General features: G+C 61.8%; 13 protein-coding genes and 1 pseudogene. 9 read left to right on the top strand and 5 right to left on the bottom strand.

The features are described from left to right. Positions 1 to 8: 8 nt before the first annotated feature. Genes rsmA through PSH80_RS24270 form a run of 4 tightly spaced genes read right to left on the bottom strand, consistent with a single transcriptional unit; the run spans position 9 to position 5,917 of the window. Positions 9 to 821, bottom strand: coding sequence for a 16S rRNA (adenine(1518)-N(6)/adenine(1519)-N(6))-dimethyltransferase RsmA (gene rsmA / locus PSH80_RS24285; protein ID WP_057440316.1), 813 nt, complete (start codon positions 819 to 821; stop codon positions 9 to 11). Further along, positions 818 to 1,807 (bottom strand): 4-hydroxythreonine-4-phosphate dehydrogenase PdxA, encoded by a 990-nt coding sequence (pdxA, locus tag PSH80_RS24280; RefSeq protein WP_198792499.1) that lies wholly within the window; start codon positions 1,805 to 1,807, stop codon positions 818 to 820. Before pdxA ends, rsmA begins: the two co-directional genes overlap by 4 nt. After that, positions 1,804 to 3,138, bottom strand: coding sequence for a peptidylprolyl isomerase (locus PSH80_RS24275; protein WP_305418562.1), 1,335 nt, complete (start codon positions 3,136 to 3,138; stop codon positions 1,804 to 1,806). The genes pdxA and PSH80_RS24275 overlap by 4 nt, the downstream gene beginning before the upstream one ends. Continuing rightward, on the bottom strand, positions 3,119 to 5,917 hold the full coding sequence (locus tag PSH80_RS24270; protein ID WP_057960786.1) for an LPS-assembly protein LptD: 2,799 nt from the start codon (positions 5,915 to 5,917) through the stop codon (positions 3,119 to 3,121). The genes PSH80_RS24275 and PSH80_RS24270 overlap by 20 nt, the downstream gene beginning before the upstream one ends. Positions 5,918 to 6,047: 130 nt before the next feature. On the opposite strand from PSH80_RS24270, the gene PSH80_RS24265 reads away from it, so the two are divergent. The 3 genes from PSH80_RS24265 to PSH80_RS24255 are packed head-to-tail and all read left to right on the top strand — an operon-like array spanning position 6,048 to position 8,513. Next, complete coding sequence (locus tag PSH80_RS24265; RefSeq protein ID WP_057960785.1) at positions 6,048 to 7,073, top strand: aminoglycoside phosphotransferase family protein; 1,026 nt, start codon at positions 6,048 to 6,050, stop codon at positions 7,071 to 7,073. Next, complete coding sequence (gene murU / locus PSH80_RS24260; protein ID WP_057960784.1) at positions 7,070 to 7,744, top strand: N-acetylmuramate alpha-1-phosphate uridylyltransferase MurU; 675 nt, start codon at positions 7,070 to 7,072, stop codon at positions 7,742 to 7,744. The genes PSH80_RS24265 and murU overlap by 4 nt, the downstream gene beginning before the upstream one ends. Before the next feature lies 1 nt (position 7,745). Further along, a complete protein-coding gene (locus tag PSH80_RS24255; protein WP_057960783.1) occupies positions 7,746 to 8,513 on the top strand; it encodes a TerB family tellurite resistance protein in 768 nt (255 codons plus the stop codon). A gap of 824 nt (positions 8,514 to 9,337) precedes the next feature. On the opposite strand, the gene PSH80_RS24250 is transcribed toward PSH80_RS24255, so the two are convergent. Then, positions 9,338 to 10,315: an alpha/beta hydrolase family protein gene (locus tag PSH80_RS24250; protein ID WP_120734233.1), complete on the bottom strand. Its 978-nt coding sequence runs from the start codon at positions 10,313 to 10,315 to the stop codon at positions 9,338 to 9,340. A gap of 58 nt (positions 10,316 to 10,373) precedes the next feature. Here PSH80_RS24250 and PSH80_RS24245 point away from each other — a divergent pair, with 58 nt between their 5' ends. From PSH80_RS24245 to PSH80_RS24220, 6 genes and pseudogenes are all read left to right on the top strand, one after another. Next, complete coding sequence (locus PSH80_RS24245; RefSeq protein ID WP_120734232.1) at positions 10,374 to 12,770, top strand: transporter substrate-binding domain-containing protein; 2,397 nt, start codon at positions 10,374 to 10,376, stop codon at positions 12,768 to 12,770. Positions 12,771 to 12,838: 68 nt separating this feature from the next. Next, positions 12,839 to 13,468 (top strand): response regulator transcription factor, encoded by a 630-nt coding sequence (locus PSH80_RS24240; RefSeq protein ID WP_057440324.1) that lies wholly within the window; start codon positions 12,839 to 12,841, stop codon positions 13,466 to 13,468. Positions 13,469 to 13,693: 225 nt separating this feature from the next. Further along, a pseudogene (locus tag PSH80_RS24235) lies at positions 13,694 to 14,141 on the top strand (ABC transporter ATP-binding protein); the annotation flags it as partial. A gap of 45 nt (positions 14,142 to 14,186) precedes the next feature. Further along, positions 14,187 to 14,807, top strand: coding sequence for an ABC transporter ATP-binding protein (locus tag PSH80_RS24230; protein WP_370693754.1), 621 nt, complete (start codon positions 14,187 to 14,189; stop codon positions 14,805 to 14,807). A 46-nt stretch (positions 14,808 to 14,853) separates the two neighbouring features. After that, complete coding sequence (locus PSH80_RS24225) at positions 14,854 to 15,894, top strand: ABC transporter substrate-binding protein (RefSeq protein WP_057960778.1); 1,041 nt, start codon at positions 14,854 to 14,856, stop codon at positions 15,892 to 15,894. 157 nt (positions 15,895 to 16,051) lie between these two features. Next, the gene (locus PSH80_RS24220) at positions 16,052 to 17,299 is read left to right on the top strand and encodes an ABC transporter permease (protein ID WP_057960777.1); all 1,248 of its coding nucleotides are present in this window, start codon (positions 16,052 to 16,054) and stop codon (positions 17,297 to 17,299) included.

Raw genomic sequence — 17,299 nt, 5'->3', positions numbered from 1 at the left:
TCTGCGGCTTATTCCGCCGTCGGCGCTGGCTGGATAGCTAGCTGGTCCGCCAGACGTACAAACGCGGCCAGGTCCAACTGCTCCGGGCGCAGGCTGCCGTCGACACCGGCGGCTTCGATCTCGGCGTTGCTCAGCAATGCCTTGAGTGTATTGCGCAGGGTCTTGCGGCGCTGGTTGAACGCTTCACGCACTACCCGCTCCAGCAGGCGATGATCCTTGGCCGGATGAGGAAGGACCGCGTGGGGCACCAGACGCACAATCGCCGAATCGACTTTCGGTGGTGGATTGAACGCGCCCGGCCCGACATTGAACAGGTGCTCGACCCGGCAGTGGTACTGGACCATGATCGACAGGCGACCCCAATCACCGCCGCCAGGGCCGGCGGCCAAGCGCTCGACCACTTCCTTCTGCAACATGAAATGCATGTCGCGGATGATCCCTGCGTTGTTCAGCAGGTGAAAGATCAGTGGCGTGGAGATGTTGTACGGCAAGTTGCCGACCACCCGCAGGCTGTTGGGGGCGGCATTGAGGCTGGTGAAGTCAAACTTCAGTGCGTCGCCCTGGTGTAGGTTGAAGTTGGGCATGCCAGCGAATTGCTGGTTGAGGATCGGGATCAGGTCCTTGTCCAGCTCAACCACATCCAGTTGGCCGCCGCTATTGAGCAGGCCCTGGGTCAGTGCGCCTTGGCCCGGGCCGATTTCCAGCAGGCGGTCTTCGGGCTTGGCATGGATGGAGCGCAGGATGCGGTCGATAACGCCGGCATCGTGCAGGAAGTTTTGCCCGAAGCGCTTGCGCGCCCGGTGTTGGTAATGCTCGGTCATATACGGGTCTCGGCCATCTGATAGGCGGTTTCCAGGGCCACGTGCAGGCTGCCGGTATCGATCTTGCCGCTGCCCGCCAGGTCCAGGGCGGTGCCATGGTCGACGGAGGTGCGGATGATCGGCAGGCCCAGGGTCACGTTGACTGCGGCGCCGAAACCTTTGTATTTCAGCACGGGCAGCCCCTGGTCATGGTACATCGCCAGCACTGCATCGCAGTGCTCCAGATATTTGGGGGTAAACAGAGTGTCCGCAGGCAATGGGCCGCGCAGGTCCATGCCGTCTTGGCGCAGGCGCTCTAGTGTCGGTTCGATAATGTCGATTTCTTCATGGCCCAGGTGGCCGCCTTCACCCGCGTGGGGGTTGAGGCCACACACCAGGATTCGCGGCTGGGCGATGCCGAATTTTTGTTGCAGGTCAGCGTGCAGGATGCGCGTTACACGCTCCAGGCGCTCGGGGGTAATGGCATCGGCAATCTGGCGCAAGGGCAGGTGAGTGGTCACCAGTGCCACGCGCAGGCCGCGGGTTGCCAGCATCATCACCACTTGTTCGGTGTGGGTCAGTTCTGCGAGAAACTCGGTATGCCCGGAAAAGGCGATGCCGGCTTCGTTGATCACGCCTTTATGCACGGGCGCAGTGATCATCCCGGCGAAGTCGCCGTCGATGCAGCCTTGTCCGGCCCGGGTCAGAGTCTCCAGGACGAAGGCGGCGTTGGCCTTGTCCAGATGCCCGGCGACTACCTTGGCCTGCAGCGGGGTGTCCCACACGTACAGGCTGTGGGCAGGTGCCGGCTGGTCGGGCCAGTTGCCCGGCGAAACGGGCAGCAAGTCGACAGCCACGCCCAGTTGCGCGGCCCGCTCAAGGAGCAGGTCGCGGCTGGTAATGGCAATCAGGGGGTGAGGCTGGGCTTGCGCGGCGAGCAGCAGGCACAGGTCTGGACCTATGCCGGCCGGCTCGCCGGGTGTCAATGCGAAACGCTGGGGTTTCACTGGACTGCCTGGTCGGTGCCTGTTGTGTCGGCGCCAGGAAGCTTGTTTTCCACGTAGGCTTCGTCACGGATCTGACGCAGCCAGGTTTGCAGCTCTTCGTCGTATTTGCGGTTACGCAGTACGGTCAGTGCTTGCTGCTCACGGGCCTGGCTGGTGTTGTCGGTGGCGCGGCGGCCAAGGACTTCCAGGACATGCCAACCGTATTGGGTCTTGAACGGCTTGGACAGCACGCCTTGGGGCGTATCGTTCATGACTTGCTGGAACTCGGGCACCAGGGCTCGTGGGTCGATCCAGTTCAGGTCGCCGCCGTTGAGGGCAGAACCCGGGTCTTCCGAGAAGCTTTTGGCCAGGGTGGCGAAGTCTTCACCGCCTTCGATGCGCTCATAGATCTTTTGCGCCAGTTCCTTGGTTTGAGCCTCGGTGCGGATTTCGCTTGGCTTGACCAGGATATGGCGAACATGCACTTCGTCTTTCAACGAAGTTTCACCGCCGCGGCGTTCCAGCAACTTCAGAATGATGAAGCCGCCAGGGGTGCGCGCAGGCTGGGTGATGCCACCTACTTCCATGGCGCTCAGCTCACGGTCAAACGGCGGTGGCAATTGAGCAGCTTTACGCCAGCCCATGTCGCCGCCTTCGAGAGCGTTGTCGCTGCCGGACTGGGCGATGGCCATCTGGGCAAAGTCGGCGCCGGCCTTGAGACGGTCATAGATCGCCTGGGTCTTGGCCGCTGCGGCATTGAGTTGCTCGGCGTTGGCGCTGTCCGGTGTCGGGATCAGGATATTGGCCAGGTGCAGTTCTTCGGAGAGCTGCATCTTGCCCAGGTCCGAGGCCAGGAAGTTCTTCACTTCCTGCTCTGATACCTGCACACGTTCGGCCACACGGCGCTGACGCACGCGGCTGATGATCATTTCGCGGCGGATCTGGTCACGGGCGTCCTCATAGGACAAACCATCATGGGTCAGGGCCGCGCGGAACTGATCAATGCTCATGTTGTTGCGTTGAGCGATGGTGCCGACGGCCTGGTTCAGCTCTTCGTCGGTGATACGGATGCCGGAACGGTCGCCAATCTGCAATTGCAGGTTTTCGACAATCAGGCGTTCCAGCACCTGCTGGTCCAGGACGCTGGTCGGTGGCACGCCACCGCCACGCTTGGCGATGGTTTGCTGAACTTCCTTGACCCGTTGGTCCAGTTGGCTCTGCATGATCACGTCGTTATCGACGATGGCCACTACCTTGTCCAAAGGTTGCACTGCAGCGTGTGCCGCTGCAGTACCCAGGAACAGCGCGCCCAGCATCAGCGGGCGCAGACAATCAGAAAGCTTGATCTTCACGTTCACGATAACCTTGGATGCCTTTGTCGAGGAAGCTCTCTACCTTGGCGCCAGTCAGGCCGCCGAGTCCCTTGAGGACGATTTGGAGGAAGAGCCCGTGGTCGCCTTTTTCGTTCTGCGGGGCGATCTGGGTGTATTCGTCGTTGGAAACCCAATAACGGTTGATCACACGCAGTTTCCAGCAGCAGTTGTCGTACTCGAAACCACCGAAGGCTTCCAGGGTACGGTTGCGTGCATAGTCATACTGCCAGCGGGTGATCAGGTTCCATTGTGGAACGATCGGCCACATCATCGAGAAATCGTGTTGCTGGATTTTGTAGTAATCCTTCTCGAAACCTGGTTGCCCTTCGGTGCCGTAATCGCCACCAAACTGCCACTTACCGGTCAACTGGTTGTAGACAACCTGGTCGTTACGATAGCGATAGCCAACGTTGATAACCTTGTTCGGGTTGTCTTCAGGCTGGTAGTGGAACATCGCGCTGCCGGAGCGGGCGGCGTGACTTTCAGTGTCCCAGTTGTAATCGGCAGTGGCGCGCCAGTCGCGGTTAAAGCGGAACTCGTAGTCCAGAGCGATTGGCGAGACGTCCGACTGCGAATCTTCGCGGTCTGCGGCAACGATGCCAGGCAGTTGGACCTCGCGGTCCTTGAAATACAGCGCCTGGCCGATGGCAACACGTTGACGCTCGAAACCGTTCTCTTCGATCCAGCGGCTGGTCACGCCCAGGGACAGTTTGTTTTCGTCGCCGATCCGGTCAGTGCCCGAGAAGCGGTTGTCGCGGAACAGTGAGTTGTAGTTGAACGTGGTTTCGCTGCTATCGAACACCGGGATATCGGACTGGTCTTTCTCTGGAACATAGAGATAGAACAGGCGCGGCTCCAGGGTCTGGGTGTAGTCCTTGCCGAACCACTGGGTACTGCGGTCGAAAAACAGCCCGCTATCGACACTGGCGATTGGAATGGAGCGGTCTTGCGAGCTCTTGAATTTCTGGCCCGCATCAATCATTTGCTGCTTGCCGGCGCCGTCGAGATCAAGATCGTACTTGGTGTAGGCGTACTTGAGCTTTGGCGTGATGAAGCCGTAACTCGAATTCATCGGCAACGATACGCTTGGAGCCGCGTTCAAGCGCGTGCCGTTTGCACGGGTCAGGCCTCTGACATATGTATCGAGGCGAGGTTCACCTACAGTGCCATTGGCGTTGAACGGCCCACCATCTTTATTGGTGATATTGCCAGTCCTCAAATCCCGATCAAACCGGACAGCCTCGGCGTCATAAGCAAAGTACAGCCCACCAGGACGGTAAGGCAGTGCACCATTGATGGTTAACTGCGGCAACCGGTTGTACGGAGTGATCTGGGAGATCGTCGCCAGCTCGTAGGCTTGCAAATTCAACTGAGCGGTATAGGTATCGCCGCGATAGCTGGCAGCACCTTGCTGGTTGACGAACTCACGAGACTCAACGCCAATCTGATTGGACTTCAGATCCTGGAAGTAGAACGGATCGCTGATCTTGGTGTAGTCGATCTGAGTCAACAGCCGCGAATCCAACCCGCCCTTATGCTGCCAATTGAGCATATAGCGGGTTTTGTTGTAGTCGCTCTGCTTCTTCCGCTCGTCGCTGTCATCGTTCAGGTACGCGCCGCCGAACTGACCTTCGCTGGACTTGGTGAGGTAGCGGAATTCGCCTTCCATCAACATGCCGCGCTTGGTCATGTATTGCGGGTACAACGTGGCATCGTAATTCGGTGCCAGGTTGAAGTAGTACGGTGTCACCAGCGTGAAGCCACTTTCCCCACCCGAGCTGAAGCTCGGCGGCAGGAAGCCGGACTGACGACGATCGTCAATCGGGAAGTAGATGTACGGGGTGTACAGGATCGGGATGTTCTTGACCCGCAACGTCGCGTTGGTCGCCGTACCGAAGCCGGTGGCCGGGTTCAACGTGATGTTGTTACCGCGCAGCTGCCAGGCATTGCTGTCTGGCTCGCAGGTGGTGTAGGTACCGTCCTTGAGGCGGATGATCGCGTTTTCGGCACGCTTGGCGTACAGCGCGTTACCGCGGATGCGCGACTTGTGCATTACGTACTCGGCGTTGTCGATCTGCGCGGCGCCGGTGTCCAGTTGGACCTGGGCATGGTCGCCGACGATCAGCGCGCCATTGTCGCGCATGCGCACATTGCCGTTCAGCTCGCCACGGTTCTCGGCCTGGTACAGGCTGGCCTCTTCGGCCTCGACCTGCATGCTGCCCTGACGCATGACCACGTCACCGGCCAGGGTGGCGACCTGGGTGTCCTGCTCGTAACGAGAGGCCTTGGCACCGATGAAGGTCGGTGCGTCGCTCTTGTCCGTCTTGTCGTTCATGCCAGGACGGAGCGGCTCGACGTACGCACCGGCGCAATAAGGACCGGTTTCGGCCAGTTGCGCAGCAGTGAGTTTCTCCCGAGGGACCCAGTCCAGGTGGCTGTAGTCAGCGCTGCGCGAACGCAGGCCACGGCCCTTGGATTCGGTGACCAGCTTGGTCTGCGGCACGGCTTCGGCACCAGCAGCTTCGCCTTGCGGCGTGCCGTTGGCCGAGCTGACGGCACTGCCGTCATGCACCGGGCGCGGTGGTAAAGGGGCTGCGCTGGCTTTCGGCGCGCAATCCCAGGCACCCGAAGCAGAGACTGAGCAGTCATACTGTTCCGCGGCGACCACGAATGAGGTGGCGAAGGGTTGCATGGCCAGCAGACTGCCGGTTACCAGCAACGGAAATTTTCTACGAAACGCGGGGGATTTCAATGCCATCTTATTAGTCCGGGCTTCCTGCGTGCCATCTGCCCGCGGTGTGGGCCGCACGCCTCTCGATGGTCTGAAAAAGATGCGTGATAATAAAGCATGACCCGCTTGACGGCTAGCGCCGTCGGAGACCCTTGTAATGCCCGACCAAGATCTACGTTTGCAACACCTGAAAGTCTGGCTCGATCAGCAGTTACCCGAGCTTTTCCATGCCCAGGGATGGGGGGCCGTACCCCCGGCTACATTGACTGCGGCCAGCAGCGACGCGAGTTTCAGACGGTACTTCCGTTGGCAGGGCGAAGGTCGCACATTGATCGTGATGGATGCCCCACCCCCCCAGGAAAACTGCAAACCTTTCGTCGATATCGCGAGAATGTTGGCGAAATCGGGAATAAATGTTCCGCAAATTTATGCAGAAGATCTCTCCCAAGGCTTTCTTTTGCTCAACGACCTGGGCAAAAACACCTATCTGGATGTGATTGACGGTGAAAATGCCGATCAATTGTTTGCCGAAGCCATCGACGCGCTGCTGGCTTTCCAGCAATTGCCGATGGACGCCGGGTTGCCCAGCTACGACGTGCCATTGTTGCGCCGTGAATTGGAGTTGTTCCCCGAATGGTACGTGCGCCGGCATCTGGGCATTGAGTTCGACGAGCAGCAGTTGGCTCAATGGCAGCGGGTCAGCCAATTGCTGATCGACAGCGCCCTGGCCCAGCCCAAGGTCCTGGTGCATCGCGACTATATGCCGCGCAACCTGATGATCAGCGTGCCGAACCCTGGCGTGCTGGATTTCCAGGATGCGGTCTACGGCCCCGTGACCTACGACATCACCTGCCTGTTCAAGGACGCCTTCCTCAGTTGGCCCCAGGCGCGGGTGCGCGAATGGCAGCGTGGTTATTGGGAGCGTGCTGGCCAATTGGGCATCCCGGTGCAGGCGGACTTTGAAGATTTCCTGCGCGCCAGCGACTTGATGGGGGTGCAGCGTCACCTCAAGGTCATCGGTATCTTTGCGCGTATCTGCCACCGTGATGGCAAACCGCGCTACCTGGCGGACGTGCCGCGCTTCTTTGCCTATATAGACGCGGTGCTGGCCGATCGGCCGGAACTGGCCGACCTGGGCGAGTTGCTGGCCAGCCTGCGCCAACCGGCCGAGGCCCACGTATGAAGGCGATGATCCTGGCGGCCGGCAAGGGCGAGCGGATGCGTCCGCTCACCCTGCACACCCCAAAACCGTTGGTCCAGGCCGGTGGCAAGCGCCTGATCGAGTACCACCTGGAGGCGCTGGCGAAAGCGGGATTCACCGATATCGTCATCAACCATGCCTGGCTGGGCCAGCAAATCGAGAGTTATCTGGGAGACGGCGCGCAGTACGGCGTGCGTATCCAGTATTCGCCAGAGGGCGAGCCCCTGGAAACCGGTGGCGGAATCTTCCAGGCCTTGCCCTTGCTGGGGGAGGAGCCGTTCCTGGTGGTCAATGGCGATATCTGGACCGACTACGACTTTGTCCGCCTCAAGCAGCCCTCGAGCGGCTTGGCGCACTTGGTCATGGTCGATAACCCGCCTCATCACCCCAGTGGTGGCGATTTCTATATCAAGGATGGTTTGCTTCATGATGCAGCGCCCGGTGCCGATAACCTGACCTTCAGTGGCATTTCGGTGCTGCACCCCAAGCTGTTCGCGGGTTGCAGTGCCGGTGCCTTCAAGCTGGCGCCCTTGCTGCGCACGGCGATGGCTCAAGGCTTGGTCTCGGGGGAACACATGGATGGACGCTGGATTGACGTCGGTACGCTGGAGCGCCTGGCGCAGGTTGAAAGTCTGCTGACCGTGGGCCAGTAAGATGTTGTGGCCTGGGACTCTGATCGGCGCCGGGGCGGGTTTTGCCATCGCCAGCATTCCGGGGGCCATGTTGGGTGGGTTGCTGGGGCAGGCACTGGATCGGCGCCTGCAATTGCACAGTTGGGCCCAACTGCGCGAACGCCTGGGCGGCCGGCCGGCGCTGCGCAATGACGAACTGCTGTTTGTCCTGCTGGGCCGCCTGGCCAAGAGTAATGGGCGGGTGGTGGACGGCCATATCCAGCAGGCGCGGGTGGAGATGCGCTCGCTGGACATGAGCGAGCCGGCCCAGCGCCGGGCGATTGCCGCGTTCAACCGAGGCAAGTCGGGGACCGACCGCGTGCGCAGTTACCTGCGCGTGCTCAAGGTGCAGCCCCATGCGGCGGAAGGCGTGCTGCGCGCCTGCTGGCGCATGGTCTGGGCCGACGGCAAGGCCAGCCCCGCTGAGCGCGAGCTGATCGAGCTATGGGGCAAATGGCTGGGGTGGACGCCGCAACAACTCCAGGCACTGGCCCATGACTATGAGCCGGAACGCAAGCCCCTGGTCACCCGCGGTAGCACCTATCAAGAGGCCCTACGGATCCTCGGGGTAACCGGAACGACAGAGCCTGCGGTCATCAAACGTGCCTATCGACGGCTGCTCAGTCGGCACCACCCGGACAAGATTGCCGGCACTGGCGCGAGCCCCGCTCAAGTGCGCGAGGCCACGGAGCGCACCCGAGAGCTGCATAGTGCCTACACGATCATTCGCGAGCAGCGGGATTTCCGCTGACCCGACCGCCTGTGGCGAGCGTGCTTGCCAAAAGTGTCCACCCTGTCCCCGCACACCCGTCAACCATGTGCCCGGTCCGTAAAAAAAGAGCCCCAAAGTAACCAAGGGGCTCCTGGTATCGGAGGCCGGGGACCCACCACTCGGCACCTCGCCCAGTCTCGGTGTGCCTGCAATCCAGCAGTGATTCGGGGGGCGCCGAGATGGCGGTCTATCGGTCGATAGATGTATTGGCCGAGATATCTCTATCGCAGGCAAGCCAGCTCCCACAGGGGAATGTAGCTTCGCAGCTCTGGCTCTGTTTTTGATCTGGCTTTTGATCTTGATCTCAGGCGCCCCGTTAAACCACGCTGGCCGCAGGCAGGTATTGCGCAGTGAGCACCCCGGCAGGGATGCCGGGGTAGCCGCGACACGGCCATGGATGGCCGATCGCGGCGGGCCCACGGAGCAATGCCTGACTGCGGGCATGCCGAGCCTAGGCGAGGCACCGAGTGGTGGGGCAAGAGCGTTTTGCTTACTTTGGCGCTTCTCCAAAGTGAGCCGCCGTAAGGGCGGAACCCTAAGTGGCCATGACCGCAGCAACGGATATGTACACAAACCCAATAACCAAAAAAGAGCGAGTTGTGTAGATCCTCATGCCCCCACAGGGCCTCTTAGGTTTGTCAGATAAACCGAGCGGCGGGTTTTAGGGCTGCTGCGCAACCCAACGCGGGCAAGCCCGCTCGCCACAACCACAACCACAACCACAACCACAACCACAACCACAACCAAACCACACCACAACCACAACCACAACCACAACCACAGACGGGGCGGGGCAGTTGGGCTCAGCTACCGCTGCTTTGCGGGCTCAACCAGCCGCGAATCCGCCGGTACAACTGTTCCTGGGCCGCTGCGCTATTCCCGGGAATAGTCTTCAACGACACCTGCTTGTAGTTGTCATTCTTCAGCCGCTTGCTTGCCTGGCTGCGCTCCAGCGCCATTTTGCTGGCCAGGGCGTTGTCCTGATAGAAGACATCGGCGGTCGCCAGCTTCAATGTCGGGGTCAGCTGTTGCAGATCCGGTTGACGGCCCACCGGCGACTGCGCCGCGACCATGATGAACTTTTGCACCTGGGCCGGTTGTTTTTCGCTCAGGTAGCGCGCAGCCCACCAGGCCCCAGTCCCGTGCCCCAGCAGCACCACGCTGCGGGCGTTCTGGGTCTGGGCATAGGCGACGGCTGCGTCGATGCGGGCGAAGATCCGTGTCGCGTCGGTCTTGTCCTGCTCATCCACGCCAGGGACCACGGCCGGGTCGGTGCCCTCGGCTTCGGCGCTGGCCGCCTGTTCGATGGGCTTGGGCGCGGCGGTGCTGGCATCCTTGCTGCTGCTGTCAACGGCCGCATCGGGAGCCTGGATTACCCGCGGCGGCAGGGTATCGACGCTCAGGTCGGGCAGCGACAGGCTCAGGCTGCCCCAGGCGGCATCCGGCAGCTTCTGGCGCAAAGGCCCGATGGCTTGCGGCCAGTCAGCCGTTTCTCCGGCGCCGGGGACGATAATCACCACACCCTGCGGTTCGGGGCTGTTCGCCGGTTTCCACAGTGCCAGGAACGACTCGTCGCCGGCCTGCAATTGTTGCTGCTCGTGGGGCGGCAGTTGTCGCTCCAGGGCCTGGGCTTCCTCCTGGCTACGCTCTGGCAGAGGCTGGCGTTCTGGTGGTTTTTCGGCGGCCGCCGGCGCGGTGTCAGCCGCCTGCACGCAAAAGGTGCTGGTAAACAGCAGCGACAGGCACAATGCTGGCAGTGTCGAACGGTGAAGCAGGGGCATAGTGGAATCCCGGCCAGAAGTGATCCCGGCAGCCTAATGGGTTGGATGTGAGATGTGAATGATGAATTTTCGCTGTCTGCTGGTTATCGGCTATCTGTGCTTGCCCTTGATGGCGAATGCCGCGCCTGCGTCTGTGGTGCCGCCGGCGGTGCTCAACCCGCAGCAGCGCGAGTGGTTGGCGCAGCACCCGCAACTGCGGGTCGGGGTGGTGTTGCAGGCGCCTTACGCGCAATACGACCGGCGCCTGCAGCGCTTGTCCGGGGCCAATGTCGAGCTGATGCAGGCGCTGGCCAAGGCGCTGAATATCGAGCTGACCTGGCGCAACTTCCCCACGCAGGAACAGTTGGAGGACGCCTTGCGCGATGATGCAGTCGACCTCGCCCCAGGTCTGCTACAAACCCCTGCCGGCCTGCGCCTGTGGCAGTTTTCCGACCCGTATATGCGCGTGCCCCAGCACATTGTTGGCATTCGCGACGGCAGCGGCACCGTGGACCTGGAAAAACTCGATGAACAGTCCCGGGTCGCCGTGCGCATGCCCAGCGGCGTGGCGGATTACCTGCGCAGCAATTACCCCAGGCTGAACCTGCAAGGTGTGCCCCTGGAGCGCCAGGCCTTGCAGCTATTGGTCAGCCAGCAGGCGCGCTATGCGGTAGTCGATGAGGCGCAGTTGAGCCGCTTGTCGATCGAGCCCGAGTTCGCCGGTTTGGCCGTGGTGGGCGATATTGGATTGCCGCAACTGTTGCGGGTGGCCACCCGGCGTGACTGGCCAGCCCTGGCAGAGATTGTCGAGAGCGGCCTGCGCGCCATTCCAGCCCGTGAACTGGAGCAATTGCATGCCCGCTGGCTGCAACCCAAATACCCACGCCTGTCGGAATCACCGGGATTCTGGCAAAACCTCAGCCTGCTGCTGGGCCTGCTGTTGCTCGCGTGCCTGACGGTTGCCCTGTGGCAGCGTCGGCAAAAACATGCCCTGGAACACCAGTTGCTGGCCACGCGTGAGGAAAGCGCTGCCCGTGCGGCGGGCGCCGAAGCATTGCGTCTGACCCAGTTTTCGATTGATCAAAGCACCGTGGGTATCCTCTGGGTCAATTGGGACAGCCATGTGCGCTACGCCAACGTCGCCGCCGAAACCATGCTCGGTTACGCCCCGGGAGCGTTGATCGAGCGCCCGCTGATCGAGTTCGAACCCAATCTGAGCATGGACCGCTGGCTGAACCTGTGGAAGCGCGCCCGGGCCAGTGAAGACGGGCCGCAGAGCTTCGCCACCCAGTGCCTGCGCGCGGATGGCAGCCTGTTGCCCACGGATGTGTCCTTGAGTTTCCTGCGCTTTGCCGGTGGCGAATACCTGGTGGTGTACCTCAACGACGTCACCGAGCGCCGCCGGGCGTTGGCCGCGTTGCAGGAAAGTGAAGCGCGCCTGCAAGGCATCGCCGCCAATGTGCCAGGGCTGGTGTTTCGCCTGGAGCGTCTGCCGTTGAGCGCCGCCATCGACTTTGCCTATATCAGCGAAGGCAGCGAGCGCCTGGTGGGCTATTCGCCGTCCGTGCTCAGCCACCGCGATGTGGGGATTCGCAGCCTGGTCCACCCGGATGATCGCGCCAGTTACCACCAGACCCAGGACCAGGCCATCGACACCGAGAGCAACTGGTCGTGGCAGGGCCGCATCCTGACCCGCCAGGGCGAGCAGCGCTGGGCCGAGATCAAGGCGGTCACCCGGCGTCTGGACGATGGGGCGGTGGTCTGGGACGGGATCGTCTGGGACATCAGCGACAGCAAACGCATTGAGCTGGAATTGGACGCCTCGCGGGCGCAACTGCGCGAACTCTCGGCGCACCTGGAAACCGTGCGTGAGGAAGAGAAGGCGCGGATCGCCCGCGAAGTTCACGATGAGCTGGGGCAGATGCTCACGGTGTTGAAGCTGGAAACCTCCATGTGCGAGTTGGCCTACGCCCAGTTGGACCCAGGCCTGCACGAGCGCCTGAACAGCATGAAGCGCCTGATCGCTCAACTGTTCCAATTGGTCCGTGATGTGGCCACGGCGTTGCGCCCGCCGATTCTCGACGCCGGGATCGCCTCGGCCATCGAGTGGCAGGCCCGGCGGTTTGAGGCGCGCACACAGATTCCGTGCCTGGTGCAGGTGCCGGACAACCTCCCGGCCTTGAGTGACGCCAAGGCCATTGGCCTGTTCCGTATCCTGCAGGAGGCGCTGACCAACGTCATGCGCCATGCCCAGGCGCATACGGTGGAGTTGACCCTGGTGGTGGAGGGCGCCAATCTGCGGTTGACCATCAGTGATGATGGCGCAGGCTTCGTCCCTGCGCCGGGGCGCCCGGTGTCGTTTGGTTTGGTGGGCATGCGCGAGCGGGTGCTGATCATGGGCGGGCAGTTGACCCTCGACAGCGAACTGGGGGAGGGCACCACCCTGAGCGTTACGGTGCCGTTGGATTCGCCATAGATCCCTTGTGGGCTTGCTCGCACATTTTGAATGTCGGCGTTTAATCGCTATAGAGAGAGGAAATTGCCGTGATCCGCGTATTGGTAGCCGAAGACCACACCATCGTCCGTGAAGGCATCAAGCAGTTGATCGGCCTGGCCAAGGACCTGCTGGTGGTGGGCGAGGCGGGCAACGGCGAACAGCTGTTGGAAGCCTTGCGTCACACGCCCTGCGAGGTGGTGCTGCTGGATATCTCCATGCCCGGGGTCAACGGCCTGGAGGCGATTGCGCGGATCCGCGCGCTGAACAACCCGCCGGCCATCCTGGTGCTGTCGATGCATGACGAGGCACAAATGGCCGCCCGGGCGCTGAAGGTCGGCGCGGCAGGGTATGCCACCAAGGACAGCGATCCTGCGCTGTTGTTGACGGCAATCCGCAAAGTCGCCGCGGGCGGGCGCTATATCGACCCGGACCTGGCGGACCGCATGGTGTTTGAGGTCGGCCTCACCGATGCCCGGCCCTTGCATTCGCTGTTGTCCGAGCGCGAGTTCTCGGTGTTCGAGCGCTTGGCCCAGGGCGCCAACGTCAACGATATCGCCCAGCAACTGGCCCTGAGCAGCAAGACCATCAGCACCCATAAGGCGCGGTTGATGCAAAAACTCAACATCAGCTCCCTGGCCGAGCTGGTGAAGTACGCGATGGAGCACAAGCTCCTATAGGCGCGTGTCTATTTGCGACATCGCTCAACCCCCAGAAAGCCCGTGCTTGCAGCTTGTCGCTTGAAGCTTGCTGCGCAACTGTCCCTTGCCCGCCATCCGTGTAGGGCAATCCCTACCCCGAACCTTCCATCCTGCTGATGCCAATCTCTCCTGCGCCCCGATTTCCGGGGGCTTGCACCTGGATTACGCTAGCTTCACAGCAGTCCAAAACACAAAGGTGCGGGTATGAGCGAGGCGGATTCAAATGATGTGCTGGTCAGCTTTCGTGGTGTGCAGAAGAGCTACGATGGCGAGAACCTGATCGTCAAAGACCTCAACCTGGACATTCGCAAAGGCGAGTTCCTCACCCTGCTGGGCCCGTCCGGTTCGGGCAAGACCACCAGCCTGATGATGTTGGCGGGCTTCGAAACGCCGACCGCCGGGGAGATCCTGCTGGCCGGGCGCTCGATCAACAATGTGCCGCCGCACAAGCGCGACATTGGCATGGTGTTCCAGAACTATGCGCTGTTCCCGCACATGACGGTGGCCGAGAACCTGGCGTTCCCCCCTGACGGTGCGGGGCTTGAGCAAGACCGATGTCAGCGAACGGGTCAAGCGCGTGCTGAGCATGGTCCAGCTCGACGCCTTCGCCCAGCGCTACCCGGCGCAGCTCTCCGGCGGCCAGCAGCAACGGGTGGCCCTGGCTCGCGCCCTGGTGTTCGAGCCGCAGTTGGTGCTGATGGACGAACCCCTCGGTGCCCTCGATAAACAGCTGCGTGAACACATGCAGATGGAGATCAAGCACCTGCACCAGCGCCTGGGCGTGACCGTGGTTTACGTGACCCACGACCAGGGTGAAGCGCTGACCATGTCCGACCGGGTAGCGGTGTTCCACCAGGGCGAGATCCAGCAGATCGCACCGCCGCGCACTTTGTATGAAGAGCCAAAAAACACCTTCGTCGCCAATTTCATCGGCGAGAACAACCGTCTTAACGGCCGCCTGCACAGCCACACCGGCGAGCGGTGCGTGGTTGAGCTGGCGCGCGGCGAGAAGGTCGAGGCGCTGGCGGTGAATGTCGGGCAGATCGGTGGCCCGGTGACGCTGTCGGTGCGCCCGGAGCGGGTCAGCCTCAACGGTTCCAGCGAAAGCTGCAGCAACCGTTTCTCGGGCCGGGTGGCCGAATTTATCTACCTGGGCGACCACGTGCGCGTGCGCCTGGAAGTCTGCGGCAAGGCCGATTTCTTTGTGAAACAACCGATCGCCGAGCTGGATCCGGCACTGACGGTCGGCGATGTGGTTCCGATTGGCTGGCAAGTCGAGCACGTTCGCGCACTCGACCCACTTCTAGAGGCGAATTGATCGCCCCCTTGGCTTCATCCAACCCTGCACGTGGAGAGAACAATAAATGTTGAGATCCCTGAAATTGACCGCCCTGGCCATCGGCCTGGCGAGTGCTTCACAGGTCATGGCAGGTCCGAACCTGACGGTGGTGTCGTTTGGCGGCGCGAACAAGGCTGCCCAGGTCAAGGCTTTCTATGCTCCGTGGGAAAGCGCGGGCAACGGCAAGATCATCGCCGGCGAGTACAACGGCGAGATGGCCAAGGTCAAAGCCATGGTCGACACCAAAAGCGTGTCCTGGGACCTGGTGGAAGTCGAGTCGCCGGAACTGTCCCGTGGCTGTGACGAGGACATGTTCGAGCCGTTGGATCCTAAGCTGTTCGGCAACCCCGACGACTATGTGAAAGGCGCGATCCAGCCCTGTGGCGTGGGTTTCTTCGTGTGGTCCACGGTGATGGCGTACAACGCCGACAAACTGAAGACGGCCCCAACCAGTTGGGCGGACTTCTGGGACACCAAGACTTTCCCCGGCAAGCGCGGCTTGCGCAAGGGGGCCAAGTACACCCTGGAATTCGCCCTGATGGCCGACGGTGTAGCGCCCAAGGACGTGTACAAAGTGCTGGCCGGCAAGGACGGCCAGGACCGCGCCTTCAAGAAACTCGATGAACTCAAGCCGTCGATCCAGTGGTGGGAAGCCGGCGCCCAGCCGCCGCAGTACCTGGCCTCGGGTGACGTGGTGATGAGCTCGGCCTACAACGGCCGGATCGCCGCCGTGCAGAAAGAGAGCAACCTGAAAGTGGTGTGGAACGGTGGTATCTACGATTTCGACGCCTGGGCGATCCCCAAGGGCCTGAGCAAGGAGCGCGCCGAGGCGGCGAAGAAATTCATCGCCTTCTCCGTTGCACCGCAGCAACAGAAAATCTACTCGGAAAACATCGCCTACGGTCCGGCCAATACCCAAGCCGTGCCGCTGCTGGCCAAGGACATCCTCAAGGATATGCCGACTACTCCGGAAAACATCGCCAACCAGGTGCAGATTGATGTGAGCTTCTGGGCGGATAACGGTGAGCAACTGGAGCAGCGCTTCAATTCCTGGGCTGCCAAATAACAAGCCCCACCGCTTAACCCCTGTGGGAGCTGGCTTGCCTGCGATGGCAGCACCTCGGTAGACCCGACACACCGAGTTGCTGCCATCGCGGGCAAGCCCGGCTCCCACAAGGGGGCCTTTCACACGGGTTTCAACTGTAGATTTTCCGGAGTTTGCCATGGCCATCGCCGTTCCCTCGAACGAGGTCACCACCCCCAGCTTGAAGCAGCGCCTGGCGCGTGCCGAGCGGCTTAACCGCTGGAAGGCCCAGGCCTTGATCGCGCCGCTGGTGGTGTTTTTGCTGCTGGTGTTCCTGGTGCCCATCGTTGCGCTGTTGTACAAAAGCGTCGGTAACCCGGAAGTGGTCGCTGGCCTGCCGCGTACCGTGGTGGCGGTGACCGCCTGGGATGGTCGTGGCCTGCCCGGCGAGTCGGTGTACCAGGCTGTCAGCGAGGACCTGGGTGAAGCCCGGAAAAACCAGACCCTGGGCGACTTGTCCAAGCGCCTGAACATGGAGCTGGCGGGTTATCGCAGCCTGTTGACCAAAACCGCGCGGGCGCTGCCGTTCAGCGAAGTGCCGGCCTCTTATAAAGAAGCGCTGGAAAACCTCGACGAACGCTGGGGCGACCCCGCGTACTGGCAGGCCATCCGGCGCAACACCAGCAGCCTCACGCCTTATTACCTGCTGGCGGCGGTCGATCATCGGATCGACGACCTCGGCGAAGTCGCGCCGGCCACGCCGGACCAGGCGATTTACCTCGATATCTTCGCCCGCACCTTCTGGATGGGCCTGGTGATTACCGTGTGCTGCCTGCTGCTGGCCTATCCGCTGGCGTACCTGCTGGCCAACCTGCCGGCGCGGCAAAGCAACCTGTTGATGATCCTCGTGCTGCTGCCCTTCTGGACCTCGGTGCTGGTGCGCGTGGCCGCCTGGATTGTGCTGCTGCAGTCCGGCGGGCTGATCAACGGCGCGCTGATGGGCCTGGGCATCATTGATAAGCCTCTGGAGTTGGTGTTCAACCGGCTGGGGGTCTACATCTCCATGGTGCATATCCTGCTGCCGTTCATGATTCTGCCGATCTACAGCGTGATGAAGGGCATTTCACCGACCTACATGCGTGCGGCGATCTCTTTGGGTTGTCACCCATTCGCCAGTTTCTGGCGGGTGTACTTCCCACAGACCTACGCGGGTGTGGGTGCCGGTTGCCTGCTGGTGTTTATCCTGGCGATTGGCTACTACATCACCCCGGCCCTGCTGGGCAGCCCGAACGACCAGATGGTCAGCTACTTCGTGGCGTTCTACACCAACACCAGCATCAACTGGGGCATGGCGACTGCGCTGGGCGGCTTGCTGCTGCTGGCGACCGTGGTGCTGTACCTGATCTACAACTGGCTGGTGGGCGCCAGCCGCCTGCGCCTGAGCTGA

It is taken from the genome of Pseudomonas sp. FP818 (assembly GCF_030687335.1).
Taxonomy (GTDB): Bacteria; Pseudomonadota; Gammaproteobacteria; order Pseudomonadales; family Pseudomonadaceae; genus Aquipseudomonas; species Aquipseudomonas shahriarae.
The sequence above is the reverse complement of the archived record's forward strand: the minus strand, read 5'-3'. Positions and strand labels throughout refer to the sequence as shown.